The organism is Ketobacter sp., assembly GCF_003671495.1.
In the GTDB taxonomy this organism is placed as follows: Bacteria; Pseudomonadota; Gammaproteobacteria; order Pseudomonadales; family Ketobacteraceae; genus Ketobacter.
This window is the reverse complement of the sequence record NZ_RCHN01000046.1, coordinates 173,085-186,123: the sequence shown is the minus strand read 5'-3', so window position 1 is coordinate 186,123 and position 13,039 is coordinate 173,085. Positions and strand designations below refer to the sequence as shown.

Below are 13,039 nucleotides of genomic sequence, written 5' to 3'. Positions count from 1 at the left end.
ACTGATGTCACCAGAGGATCAGCACCACCGTAGCCACAAGGGTTCAGGCAGCGGCCATGACCTTATTCTGGAACAACAGATACCTTGATTGTTGCAGTCACATCGCTGTGCACCTGCAGGTCGATCTCGTAGTCGCCAGTGGAGCGGATAGCACCATTGGGCATCAGCACTTCGGCTTTGGTCACTTCGATACCGGCCGCAGTGATCGCATCTGCAATATCACGGGTGCCCACAGAACCGAACAGCTTGCCTTCGTCACCGGATTTGGCAGACACGGTGACCGCGCCCAGCTCAACCAGTTTGTCGGCACGGGCCTGGGCCGCTGACAATTTGTCCGCTGCGGCTTTTTCCAGCTCAGCACGACGCTCTTCAAAATGCTTTACGTTGGCTTCAGTGGCAGGAACGGCTTTACCCTGAGGGATCAGGAAATTGCGGCCGTAGCCCGCGCGTACCTTAACCTTTTCACCCAGCTCACCCAGGTTACGGTTTTTTTCCAATAAGATGACTTCCATCACTCATACCTCTTTTGAATTCGATTTCTAAAATCAACAAAACTGTCCATTACAGCTGCAGCGACCAACACCATCATGCCCACCCAGGTGGTCAGTATCAGTCCCACGTAAAAGAACACCAACAGCGGCCCGTTGTTCTGCTTCATGCCCAGCACGCCATGTACCAGCGCCAGCCCGGCCATCACCATGGGGATGGCCACACAGGGCAGTATCAGCCGGGCCGGAGGATAGCTCTGACCCAGATACAACAGCAGTGCCAGGACCGCCGCCACCGCCGGCATCAAGCGCAGGCTGTGGAATTCCCGACGAAACCCGCCCGGGTTGTAAAGGCGGGCCTGGAGCCAGCGTGCCACCAGCAGCGCGGCAACCGCGCCTGCGGTGGTGACCCAGACCATCCCCTCCAGCACGATGTGCCGAACATCCATTTGCTCGAACACCGATTGCGCCTCGGGGTTGGCGGCCTTCAACTGCTCCACAAAGTCATCAAATGTGGGCTGAAACAAATCCACCAGATTGCTGATCATGGCGGGCGCCAGGTTCAGTACCAGCACGATATACAGTGCAGAACTGATGCCCAACGCCAACAACGACCAGGCCAGGGAGCGGGTGCCGGCCAGCACCAGGCTTGCCACCAGGGCCGCGCACACTGTGCCCACCTGGGTAATGTCCCCGGCGGTCCAGTGCACCAGCACCGCTACCAGCATGGCGCCCGCGAACGGGATCGCCACGTCGTTTACGTTCTTGCGCAAGGCCACCAACGCCACAATGGCGGCGGAGGCCCAACCGAACCCCGGCAACAAGGCCAGGATCGCAGCTGCGGCGAGCGCCTGAAAGGGCCCGCCCATGACCCACTTTGCCAGTGTCAACATACTACTGGCTCAAGCTCAATTACTTGTGTGAATCGGAATACGGCAACAAAGCCAGAGCACGGGCGCGCTTAACAGCACGGGCCAGCTGACGTTGGTATTTCGCACTGGTGCCGGTGATGCGGCTGGGTACGATTTTGCCGGTTTCAGTGATGTAGTTCTTCAGGGTATCCAGATCTTTGTAATCGATCTCGGTTACGCCTTCAGCGGTAAAACGGCAGAACTTTCTGCGACGATAAAAACGTGCCATGGTTGGCTCCTGTTATTTCTGTTAACCATCAATTAACGCAATTCGATTTGCTGAGCGTGCAACACCAGATGGGTTGCGGAGGTATCCTTGTAGCTGGCCCGGACCAGAAATCCGGTCACCTGCACCCGATCGCTGACAGACAGATGCTCACACTGTGAGGTGATCTCCTGTCCCCGTGCCTCCACCTTGATGCGGCACAGGACTTCGCGCGGGGCTCCCGCCTCTTCCTGACGGGATCGGTGTTCCAGCATAAAACTGTAATGGGGAACACCGGCCGGTGTGTAACGCAAACCGTTGATTTCCGTTACCGTACCACTCAGAACCAGTTGATTGATTTCCACTCAGCGGTTCACGCAGCTCCGATTACTCGTCGGACTCTGCCTCTTCCTCTTCTTCTTCGCTGTCATCACGGTCTTCTACACGCTCATTACGGGGAGCATGGTCGCCACGATCACGATCTTTCTCGTTGGCTTTGGCCAGGATGGACTGCTCAGCAACGGCTTCGTCACGACGAATCACCATATTGCGCAGTACAGCGTCGTTGAATTTAAAGGCACTGGACAGCTCGTCCAGGATTTCCTGGGAGCATTCGATGTTCATCAGAACATAGTGAGCCTTGTGGATTTTGTTAATTGGATAAGCCAGTTGGCGGCGGCCCCAATCTTCCAGTCGGTGGATAACACCACCACCTTCCTGGATCTGGCCTTTATAACGCTCAACCATACCGGGAACCTGTTCACTCTGATCAGGGTGAACCAAAAAAACGATCTCGTAATGTCTCATGACATCTCCTTACGGATTATAGCCTCCCGACTGTTTCCTTCAGGAAACGTAACGGTAAGGCAAGGAGTTAATGCTTACTAACGTGAAAATCCTCACCCACAGGGGGCGAGGGATCGCGAATTCTATAGGAGGTTCGACCGAAAAACAACAGATGCTTTACTAGAGCACCGACCTGAGACGGCCTGATTAGACAGACTGCCGTTGACGCAGGGCCTCGAACAGACACACACCGGCGGCCACCGACACATTGAGGCTCTGCACATCCCCCTGCATGGGGATATAGACCAGTTGATCGCAGTGCTCCCGGGTCAGGCGGCGCAGGCCCGGGCCTTCTGCCCCCATGACGATGGCCAACGGGCCTTTCAGATCCGCCTGATAGAGACTTTTGGCGGTCTCGTCCAGCTCAGTACCCACGATCCAGATGCGACGCTCCTGCAGCTGCTTCATCAGGCGCGCCAGATTGGTGACCTGGGCAAAGGGCATGACTTCCGCCGCCCCCACCGCCACCCGCCGCACCACCGGGGTCAGACCCACGGATTTGTCCTTGGTGGTGATCACCGCGTGCACCCCGGCGGCATCGGCACTGCGCAGCACGGCGCCCAGGTTATGGGGATCGGTCACCGAGTCCAGGATCAACAGAAAGGGCGGCCCCTCAACCCGGTCCAGCAGGTCGAGCAGGCCGTGCTCGTCCAGCGCCGCGGAGAGACGGCAACGAGCGGCCAGACCCTGGTGGTTCGCGTCCTGGAACTGGTGGTCCATGGACTTTTTATTGACGGTCTGGATCGCCAGGCCCAGCTGCCGGGCCTGGCCCAGCACGACTTCCAGGCGTCGATCATCACGACCTTCCTGGGCCTTGATTTCCAGTACCCGGTCGGGGTGTTTGTTCAGCACGGCACTGACGGTATGAATGCCGTACAACCATTCTGCTTTGGACATGGGCTAGCGCTTTTTCCTGGCCTTGGGTTTTGGTTTCGACGGCGAGCGCATCCCGGCTTTGGCGCCGGACTTGGCTTTCGCACCGGATTTGGCTGCTCCCTTGGATTTGGCCTGGTTGCGGGATTTCTTCGCCGCCAGCTTGGCCACTTCGTGACGGGAGGTGCCGCCCCTGGATGAGCCAGCCTTTTGCGCATTACCCTTTGGAGAGCCAGCCTTTGGAGAGCCAGCCTTGGAAGCCTTGCCTTTGGCGGCTTTGCCGGCGGACTTTTTCTCGCTGCTGTCAGCCTTTTTACCCTTTCGGGCCGTGGCTTCCGGTTTGGGGTTGTCCTTGCTCCAGCGCTGCCGCTTACCGCCGGCCAACATTTCAAAATCCAGCTTGCGGTCGTCCAGGTCCACCTTGGCCACGCTCACGGTCACCTCATCCCCGAGGGAGAAGATCAACCCGCTGCGCTCCCCCACCAGGCGATGGCGCACTTCATCAAAGTGGTAGTAGTCACTGTTCAGGGAGCTGACGTGAACCAGGCCTTCCACGTAGATGTCCTTCAGTTCCACGAACAGGCCAAACCCGGTGACACCGGTGATGATGCCTTTGAACACATCACCGATCTTGTCACTCATGTACTCGCACTTGAGCCAGCCGATCACATCCCAGGTGGCTTCGTCCGCCCGGCGCTCGGTCATGGAGCATTGTTCACCCAGCTCCACCATGGCGGCGGTGTCATAGGGCAGAATGTGCTGTTGCGGGATCACTGGGGCACCGGGGGTCTTTTTGGCGTTGGTGCTTTCCTTACCACTGCGCACAAAATAGCGGATGGCACGGTGCACCAACAGATCCGGATAGCGACGAATGGGCGAGGTAAAGTGGGCATAGGCGCCATAGGCCAGGCCAAAGTGACCTTTGTTTTCCGGTGAGTACACCGCCTGATTCATGGAGCGCAGCATCACCGTCTGGATCAGGTCGAAGTCCGGGCGCGCCTTGATGCTGCCCAGCACCTCCTGGTAATCCGACGGTTTGGGATCAGTGCGCGCCATGAACGGGATGCTCAGCTCTTTCAAAAAGGCACGCAGGTTTTCCAGCTTTTCGTTTTTGGGGCCTTCGTGAATGCGGTACAGGGCCGGCAGCTTGTATTTCTGCAGGAACTTGGCAGCACAGACGTTGGCCGCCAGCATGCATTCCTCGATGATCTTATGGGCATCGTTGCGCTGGGTGGGCACGATCTTCTCGATCTTGCGGTCTTCACCGAATTCGATCTTGGTTTCGGTGGTCTCAAAATCGATGGCGCCACGCTCTTCCCGCTGGGCACGGAACGCATGATAAAGCGCGTACAGGTTTTCCAGGTGTGGCACGATCTGGCTGTATTCCTGGCGCAGATCCTGGCCTTCCAGGGAGTCCGGCTCCTGCAGCATGGTGCCCACCTTGTTGTAGGTGAGCCGGGCATGGGAGCAGATCACGGCTTCGTAAAAACAGTAGCGGCTGACGTTGCCGGCGGCGCTGATGCTCATTTCACAGACCATGGCCAGGCGGTCCACATGAGGATTCAGCGAACACAGGCCATTGGACAGGTTCACCGGCAGCATGGGCACCACGTGCTCGGGGAAATACACCGAGTTGCCGCGGTTACGGGCCTCCTGGTCCAATGGGTCCCCCGGGTGCACATAATGGGAGACGTCGGCAATGGCCACATACAGCTTCCAGCCGCCACTGCGTTTTTTCTCACAGAAAACGGCGTCGTCAAAATCCTTGGCGTCCTCACCGTCGATGGTGACGAAGGGGGTTTTGCGCAGGTCGAACCGGTTTTCGTAGTCGCTGTCCACCAGCCCGGAGCCAAAGCGCTCGGCGGCTGCCTCCACCGCCTGGGGCCAGACATGGGGAATGTCGTAGTTGCGGATGGCCACATCGATTTCCATGCCCGGGGCCATGTGGTCACCGATGATTTCAACGATGCGCCCTTCCGGCTGCCCGCGAAAGCTGGGGAACTGGGTGATCTCCACCAGCACGAACTGGCCGTTCTTGGCTTTGAGGGCATCGTCGGCGGGAATCAGGATATCCTGGCTGATACGGCGATTTTCCGGGGCCACAAAGCCGATGTTGCTTTCCTTGAAATAACGACCGACCAAACGCTGGGTTTTGCGTTCCAGCACTTCCACGATGGTGGCCTCACGCCGCCCGCGATGATCGGTGCCGCTCTGGCGGGCCAATACCTTGTCGCCATCAAAACCACATCGCATCTGGCGGGCACTGAGATACAGGTCATCGCTGCCATCGTCGGGTTTTAAAAAGCCGAATCCGTCCCGGTGCCCGATGATAACCCCTTTGATCAGGTCCATCTTCTCGGCAACACCGTAGGCCCCCCGTCGGTTGTAAAGCAACTGACCATCACGCTCCATGGCCCGCAGGCGGCGGCGCACAGCTTCTATGGCTTCGTCGTCGTGGAGTTGAAATTCGGCGCAGATCTGGCGGTGGGTGAGTGGCTTGCCCCGTTCTTCAAGCAACTTCAGGATGAAGTCACGGCTGGGCACGGGGTTGTCGTATTTTTCGGCTTCTTTGTCGCGGTTCGGGTCGTCCGACCAGGACCAGTTTGTCATGCACTTTTCCTATGGTTACGGGTGCTTACGGGCACTTTAGGTACTTACCGGGCTTTTTACAAGGAAAGATCTCCGGATGCCAAAACAAATTTGCGATTTTTCCGAAACAGGGAGTTGACAGGCCCCCGCTTTGACCGTAAATTAGCGGCCCTCTGCCCAGGTGGTGAAATTGGTAGACACGCTAGCTTCAGGTGCTAGTGGCCTTACGGTCGTGGAGGTTCAAGTCCTCTCCTGGGCACCAATTTCAAGCCTTTTCTGTTTCAGGAAAGGCCCACAAAAAAGCCGGAATCCCGCACGGGGTTTCGGCTTTTTTGTGGGCGCGATATTTGGGACTGCACCGTCCATTGCACAAGAACTGGCGTTGGATTCTTGTTTTCGATGATATATGCAATTATATTGCATATATTGTTGCAATAAAAATAACAAGACCCGCAGGTACCTCTCCCATGAAACACCTCCAGAACAAAGTCGCCGTCATCACTGGCGCCGGCAGTGGCATCGGCCGTGCCCTGGCGCTGGCCTTTGCACAGCAGGGTTGCCACCTGGCGCTGGTGGACGTCAACGAACGCGGCCTGCAGGACACCGCCGCGCAACTGCAGCACTTACCCCATTGCCACATCAGCACCCACCGCTGCGACGTGTCGGATCGCAACGCCATGGCAGCACTGCCGCAGCAAATCGAGGCTGAGCACGGCGCCATCCACCTGCTGTTCAATAACGCCGGTGTCACCATCAATAAGACGTTTGAACAACACAGCCTGCAGGACATGGACTTCGTACTGGGTATTGACCTGTGGGGGGTAATCTATGGCTGCCATTATTTTTTGCCCTATCTGAAAAAGCAGAGCGAAGCCCATATCATCAACACCTCCAGCCTGGCGGGCTTTCTCGGGCTGCCGAATCAAAGCAGCTATTGCCTGGCCAAGGCGGCGGTAAAATCCCTGAGTGAAAGCCTGTACAGCGAACTGGCGGTGCACAACATTCACGTCACCAGCATTCATCCCGGTACCATCAGCACCAATATTCTGCGCAGCGCCGCAGAACACTCCGGCACAACCAAAGGCAGTACGTTGCAGCTGGCAGGTTTGATGGAACGTTACGGAATGTCGCCGGAGAAGTTGGCGGGCAAGGTGGTGAAGGCGGTGCTGAACAATCAAATGCGGGTACGGGTGGGCGTGGATGCCTATCTGGGGGACTGGTTTAAACGGCTGCTGCCCCGCGCCATCCACTGGCCGTTGAAATGGGGCTTTGCGCGCAGCCAGACCTGAGCCCTGACGCTGCGCATCCAGGCGGCCAACTCAGGACGCGGCCCCCTTGCCTGACCACAGCGGAGCCAGCAGGCCATGGGCCGCAACCAGCAGCGCACCGCAGAACAATCCAATCACTCCGTTCACCAGGGTGGGCACCACCGCATCCAGCCAGGCCAGGCCGGTGCTGATGGCCTGCATCAGGTGATCCACATCCACCACCGCTTCGGCGCTGTGGGTCAGGATGCCGCCACCCACCAGGAACATGGCAATGGTGCCGACAATGGTCAGCAGCTTCATGATCATGGGCGCCAACCATAACAGGAACTGGCCGACACGGGCCGCCAGGGCTTTACCCTTGGCAAGGTATAACCCCAGATCATCCAGCTTGACGATGGCTGCCACCAAACCGTACACCAGAATGGTCATGGCAAACGCCACGAACGCCAGGGCCACCGCCTGTTTTGCAAAGGGGTAATCGCTCATGGTGCTCAAGGCGATCACGATGATCTCCAGGCTCAGAATGAAATCCGTGCGGATGGCGCCTTTGATCTTTTTTTCCTCCAGCTTGCGCAGGTCGGCTTTGCTGTCGGCGATCAGCGCCTTGGCCTGGGAGTGATCCTTGTCATGGGGGTGCGCCAGTTTGTGCCAAACCTTTTCGGCCCCTTCGTAACACAGGAACAAACCGCCGGCCACCAACAACGGTGTAATCAGCCAGGGCAGGAAGAAACTGAGCGCCAGAATCAAGGGCACGATGATCACTTTATTGATCATGGAACCTTTGGCCACCGCCAGCACCACGGGAATCTCCCGGGCGGCCCGCACGCCGCTGACCTGCTCGGCGTTGACGGCCAGATCATCCCCCAGTACGCCGGCGGTTTTCTGGGTTGCGACTTTGGACATCACTGAAATGTCGTCCAGCAGGGTTGCAATGTCGTCCAGGAGTGCCAGGAGGGAGCCCGATGCCATGAGAGTGTTCCTTATCCACTGATTGATCTGCAAGCGCAGAGTGCTGCTTGGTTGGGGAGTGTTGTACTACATCGGGGCACACAATTAAATACTTGGGTGCTTTTCGAAATTCTGGGGGCCTTACTGGTGTTGTTAAAAACCCAACTCAACGCCAACCATCAGTTCCCGCCCCCGATTCGGCATGGCATCGGTGTGTAACGTAAGGCGGGTGGGTGTACCGTAGTCTTCATCCAGCAGGTTGCGTCCATTGATATACAGGTTCGCATGCTGATTGAGCCTGTACATCCACTTGCTGTTCAACAACCAGTAATCATCCAGCGCTACCTTGTCGGCTCCCACCTGCATGTGCCTCGTACCGGCATAACTGGCATTGACGTTGACGTTCCAACGGCCGCTTTGGTAATTCAGAATAAAGGAGGAGAGCCGATCAGCCTCGCGATAATCCGATGCCGGCAGGTTGCGCAGTGCCGTTGCATTGACCTGCAGCTGCCACTGGGACGACAACTGCACGGCATAGTCTATTTCCATGCCGTAGAAGGCTTCATCCTCAGTGCGGTTCAAGAACGTGGTGGTGCTGTAGATGGAATCTTCGATGACATTGTAGTGACCGTTCACCGTCAGCCTGTGATGGCCCCAGAGGCTGATCCAGATCAGCTCGGAGGTTTTGATGGTTTCCGGCTTCAAATCCGGGTTGCCCACCAGCGTAACGCCCACCAGATACAACTCGTTTGCATTGGGCGCGCGGAAGGCCTCACCATACAATGCCTTAACAGTATGCCGGGGGGACACCGGATACACCAGGCTGACTCGGGGACTGAAGGAATCCCCCACATCGTCGTAGTCGTCGTAGCGCCCGCCCACGACCACCTGTAAACCACTGTCATAATAACGTTGATTCTGTACATAGACCCCGGTGATGGTGCGCTCCACATCCGGATAGAATTCCAGATCCCCCCGCGTCTGCGTGCTGTAAACCGATGACATATCGCTTTCCCTCAACTCCAACCCGAACTCCAGGCTGTTCTGGCTCGCGTATTGCCAGGCATTGCGTGCGATCAACTGCAGGTTCGTCTCCTGCTGGTCGGTGCGGGTGATGCCCAACCCCCGTATTTCGGTGTTGAGCTTGAAGGCGTTTGCGGAATACCCCAGCTCCAGACGGGTGTGCAGGCCGGGCTGCCAGTCCAGGTCCCGCATCAGCTGCAGATAGGCAACATCATGGTAGGAATGGTTCAGATCAGAGGCGGCCCGTTCCACGATGTAGTAATCCTCAGCTTCCTGGCGGGAGATCATCCCCTGGAGACGGTAGTCGCCCGTACGGGCGCTAAACTGGAAGTCAGTGCCCTTTCTGGGATCTTTACCAGTCACCTGCTGCGGTGGGCTTACGTTAATGTTTTCCAGCGTATAGGTTTGTCCATCCTCGGCAAAATGATTGAGGGCCAGATTCAGCTCAGAATCCCCCTGGGCGAAACTGTAGACCCCGTTGAATTGCATGCGACCGTGCTCCCCACCCACAACCTGTGCGGCGTCTTGCCCACGCACGGTTTCGATATTGATCACCCCCAGGAAGGCGTTCGATCCGTAGATGGCCGAACCCGGCCCCCGGATGAACTCCACCTTGGCCACATTGTAGAGCGACAGCATGGGGATGGCTGCGCCGCTGTCTGCTTCTCGGATCATGCGCACACCATCAACCAGAATCAGCACTTCGCGACTTTTCACGCTGGTGCGATGGCCTCGGGCACTGTGGAAGTACTGCATACCGTCAGCCCCCTGACGAAAGGCCTGAAAACCGGGGACAAAATTGATCAGTTCGTAAAGGTAGTCTGCGCCCATTTCACGAATCTGGTCGCGGGTGAACACGGTAACCGAGGCCGGCACCGAGCGTAGGGTTTTACGGGTGAGGGTCGAGCTGGTGATCTCCAGCTCCATGAGTTCCTGCAGGGGCAGCGAGTACAGTTCTTCCGCGTCCAGGCCATGCATGGCAAGAGCCGGGCTGCTCAGAACTGCAACGCACAACAATACCAAACCACCTGAAATCCTGCTTCCAGTCCCGCCTGTTTCCCCAAATCGCATTCTGCCGTTCCCTGGTCTCTCTTCTTAATAAAGCCTAGTTCAATTCCATGTTCGCCTCCATTGAATGAATGGGGCAATCCGACCCGGGCACACATTCACATGATAACCTTCTGTATACATTGAAGATTTTTGGGGTTGAGGGGGCGTTGGCGAGGTGGCTTTTGGCTTCAGTCAGCGTCAGGTCGGATACGGTTTCAGGTGTTTACCCAAGCTTCACTCTCTTGCCACAACTGTTGGGCCAGCGAGGCATCACAGGCCAGGCGCGAGGGCGGTACCGACTGGCATTCGTCGTAGTACAAGCCGGTTTCGGTGGCTACCGCCGCGCTGGTGGCACAATGCAAGGTAGTGGCAGCGCCCTGCTCGGGGGACAGCATAAAGGCTTTGATTAATTTATCGAACGGCCAGGGTACAGCACGCCACACATCCGAAGCCACCACCCCGGGGTGCAGGGCATAGGTCGTCACGCCTGTGTCCTGCAGACGTTTTGCCAGTTCCTTGGCAAACAATATATTGGCGAGTTTGGCCACCGCGTATTCCGCCATGGCGGTGCGTGAGCGGGTAGGCTGACGCAGCCCACCGAAATCCAGGGTTTTGGCAGTGCGATGCAGTTTACTGGCCACCACGACGATGCGCGCCGGGGCCGACGCCTTGATGCGCTCCAACAACAACTGCGTCAACAGGAAGTGGCCAACGTGACAAACCCCGAAAATCAACTCAAAGCCGGAGGCCGTCATGCCCCGCTGCCCCGCCAGCCCGGCGTTGCAGATCAACAGGTGCAAAGGCAGGTCTCGGGCCAGAAACGTCTCCGCGCAACGCCGTACGGAATCCAGGTCACCCAAATCCAGGGGCAGAAATTCCGCCTTCGCCTGCCCACCACTGAGTTCATGAATTTCGTCCAGCACCGCCTGGGTCTTCTGCTCTGAGCGGCAGGCCAGGAACACATGAGCCCCCTGCAACGCCAGCTCCCGTGCCGTCACCCGCCCAATGCCCGTATTGGCACCGGTCACCAGCGCCACTTTGCCCTGTAGTTTCATGGTTGAGCCCATTCACTTTCCCTCTTGATATCTTGTTCAGCTGTTGAGTTCAATTCAGGGTTCGCTTTTTTCCGGAGATTAACGGCATTCACCCAAAAGCATATCGATTTTGTCTGCTAAAGCGATGCTTGCGCAATCTCTGGATATAGTTTCAACTAAACGAAATATGGAGCTCAGAGGTCATGGGACTGAGTGGACTGGTTGAAACCCATTGCGAGCAGACAGTATGCGATATAGTAAAGAACATATTCAAGAAACACGAAACCGAATCTATCGGGCTGCGCTAAGCAAGTTCAGATCAGAAGGCTTTCATGGTATCGGAGTGGATGGTATTTCAAAAGCGGCCGGGGTAACCTCTGGCGCGTTCTATAAACACTTTGGCTCCAAAGCCAATGCCTTTCGCGAGGTGATGTCTGAAGGACTCGCTCTTCTTCGAGGCGGCATCGAGCACAGCCAAGCAGAAAATGGCGCGCAATGGTTGAATTCCTTCATCAAATGGTATTTCTCAACACACACGAGAAACGCCACCAATACTGACGAGGACCTCCTGCCCATGCAGGGCGGTTGCGCGCTACCCACCCTTTCGCCGGAAGTTGCACGCACCGATGAAGAAACCCGCGCTGCCTATGAGCAGGAATTGCTCCAGATTGTGAAAGCCATCAGCGCGGGACTGCCCAAGGAAACTACCATGAAGAAGCAGGTTTCCTGGAGCATGTTGGCAACCATGATCGGGGGAGTCACTCTTGCACGGGCAATACAGGACGAAAAAATGGCGGAGGAAATAGCCAAATCCATGGTTTGGGCTAACAAGAAACTGATCCGCTGAATACACCGGGGCTGCACCGACGATATGCAGCCCCGACCAGACACCACATATAGCTATAGCCTGATTTTATTCGTAAAAGGGCGAGTTCATTTCACGACTGGCATCTTCAGTTATATTGGCATCGAATACGCGAGTATAGAACGCAGCGTTCAAGCTCGCCGCTTCCTTTGGAAAATAATCGATAGCAAACTTCCGCGCGTTTTCAATTGTATCAAATGCATATAATCCACCGGGCGTCCCGGTATTGAGTCCACTTAACCAGGTTTTGGATAACAGACCTGGTTGTGCTTTCAACACAGGGTTCAACTGTCGCCATGGTCCACTATCAAAAGGAACAACGTGTAACTGCACCTCCGTATAAACATAGGCGCCGGGCTTTTGCTTGAGGGTGCCACTGTAATAGACGGAATTCATATCGGCACTCGCGTCCTTGGTTACCTGGGCATCAAAAACCCGTGTAGTCTGCGCTACGCCAAAACTCTTCGCTTCCGCCGGGAAGTATCCGGTTACAAACTTTTGCGCGTTTTCAACTGAATCGAAGGCATAAAGCCCACCTCCTGACTGATTTGCCACACCAGCCAACCAGGTCTTGTTGAGAAATCCGGGCTGCTTCTTGATATCCATATTGATCCTGTGCCAGGGAATATCTTCGAAAGGTACGGACATTTGCAATTCAGTGTACACAAATGCCCCAGGTTCCGCCTGAGTGGCTCCTATGTCGTTCGCAAACGCAGACTTTCCGGGCATCAGCGCGAGCACCCATGACAATAATGCGACAATAAAAAGGCGTTTCCAGCACCAGTTTGATGTGTTGTGTCGATCGAATGACTTATCCAGACTATGGCTTAACATCGGCTCCATGATGATCTCCAGTAATGTGATTCCACGATATTAGATAACGCTCACTATCTTTAAAGATATTACCACGCTTCTTATCCTGTCAAGCACTGATTAACC

Annotated in this window: 13 protein-coding genes and 1 tRNA gene; 3 read left to right on the top strand and 11 right to left on the bottom strand. The window is 56.4% G+C overall.

The genetic code is table 11. The annotated features are described in order from the left end of the window. Positions 1-62: 62 nt before the first annotated feature. From rplI to rnr, 7 genes are all read right to left on the bottom strand, one after another. Positions 63-512: a 50S ribosomal protein L9 gene (gene rplI, locus D9N14_RS22200; protein WP_290583977.1), complete on the bottom strand. Its 450-nt coding sequence runs from the start codon at positions 510-512 to the stop codon at positions 63-65. After that, positions 512-1,381 (bottom strand): hypothetical protein, encoded by an 870-nt coding sequence (locus D9N14_RS22195; protein WP_290583975.1) that lies wholly within the window; start codon positions 1,379-1,381, stop codon positions 512-514. Before D9N14_RS22195 ends, rplI begins: the two co-directional genes overlap by 1 nt. A 19-nt stretch (positions 1,382-1,400) precedes the next feature. Further along, on the bottom strand, positions 1,401-1,628 hold the full coding sequence (rpsR, locus tag D9N14_RS22190; RefSeq protein ID WP_101895037.1) for a 30S ribosomal protein S18: 228 nt from the start codon (positions 1,626-1,628) through the stop codon (positions 1,401-1,403). A 32-nt stretch (positions 1,629-1,660) separates the two neighbouring features. Continuing rightward, on the bottom strand, positions 1,661-1,969 hold the full coding sequence (gene priB / locus D9N14_RS22185) for a primosomal replication protein N (protein WP_290583973.1): 309 nt from the start codon (positions 1,967-1,969) through the stop codon (positions 1,661-1,663). Positions 1,970-1,991: 22 nt separating this feature from the next. After that, complete coding sequence (rpsF, locus tag D9N14_RS22180; RefSeq protein WP_290583971.1) at positions 1,992-2,411, bottom strand: 30S ribosomal protein S6; 420 nt, start codon at positions 2,409-2,411, stop codon at positions 1,992-1,994. A 186-nt stretch (positions 2,412-2,597) separates the two neighbouring features. Then, positions 2,598-3,347 carry a 23S rRNA (guanosine(2251)-2'-O)-methyltransferase RlmB gene (rlmB, locus tag D9N14_RS22175; protein WP_290583969.1) on the bottom strand — a complete coding sequence of 250 codons (750 nt, stop codon included), beginning with the start codon at positions 3,345-3,347 and terminating at the stop codon, positions 2,598-2,600. 3 nt (positions 3,348-3,350) lie between these two features. Beyond that, positions 3,351-5,933 (bottom strand): ribonuclease R, encoded by a 2,583-nt coding sequence (gene rnr, locus D9N14_RS22170; RefSeq protein ID WP_290583967.1) that lies wholly within the window; start codon positions 5,931-5,933, stop codon positions 3,351-3,353. A 154-nt stretch (positions 5,934-6,087) separates the two neighbouring features. Between rnr and D9N14_RS22165 the strand changes: the two genes are divergently transcribed. After that, positions 6,088-6,174 (top strand) — tRNA-Leu (locus D9N14_RS22165). A 205-nt stretch (positions 6,175-6,379) separates the two neighbouring features. Next, on the top strand, positions 6,380-7,201 hold the full coding sequence (locus tag D9N14_RS22160) for an SDR family NAD(P)-dependent oxidoreductase (protein ID WP_290583965.1): 822 nt from the start codon (positions 6,380-6,382) through the stop codon (positions 7,199-7,201). A 30-nt stretch (positions 7,202-7,231) separates the two neighbouring features. Here D9N14_RS22160 and D9N14_RS22155 read toward each other — a convergent pair whose 3' ends face one another. The 3 genes from D9N14_RS22155 to D9N14_RS22145 all read right to left on the bottom strand — a co-directional run bounded on the left by D9N14_RS22155 (position 7,232) and on the right by D9N14_RS22145 (position 11,268). After that, entirely contained in the window at positions 7,232-8,149 is a 918-nt protein-coding gene (locus tag D9N14_RS22155; protein WP_290583963.1) for a DUF808 domain-containing protein, read from the bottom strand. 132 nt (positions 8,150-8,281) lie between these two features. After that, positions 8,282-10,165: a TonB-dependent receptor plug domain-containing protein gene (locus D9N14_RS22150; protein WP_290583961.1), complete on the bottom strand. Its 1,884-nt coding sequence runs from the start codon at positions 10,163-10,165 to the stop codon at positions 8,282-8,284. A gap of 251 nt (positions 10,166-10,416) precedes the next feature. Next, positions 10,417-11,268: an SDR family oxidoreductase gene (locus tag D9N14_RS22145; protein ID WP_290583959.1), complete on the bottom strand. Its 852-nt coding sequence runs from the start codon at positions 11,266-11,268 to the stop codon at positions 10,417-10,419. 214 nt (positions 11,269-11,482) lie between these two features. On the opposite strand from D9N14_RS22145, the gene D9N14_RS22140 reads away from it, so the two are divergent. Further along, the gene (locus tag D9N14_RS22140) at positions 11,483-12,082 is read left to right on the top strand and encodes a TetR/AcrR family transcriptional regulator (RefSeq protein ID WP_290583957.1); all 600 of its coding nucleotides are present in this window, start codon (positions 11,483-11,485) and stop codon (positions 12,080-12,082) included. 66 nt (positions 12,083-12,148) lie between these two features. On the opposite strand, the gene D9N14_RS22135 is transcribed toward D9N14_RS22140, so the two are convergent. Then, entirely contained in the window at positions 12,149-12,943 is a 795-nt protein-coding gene (locus D9N14_RS22135; protein WP_290583955.1) for a YdhR family protein, read from the bottom strand. Positions 12,944-13,039: the final 96 nt, after the last annotated feature.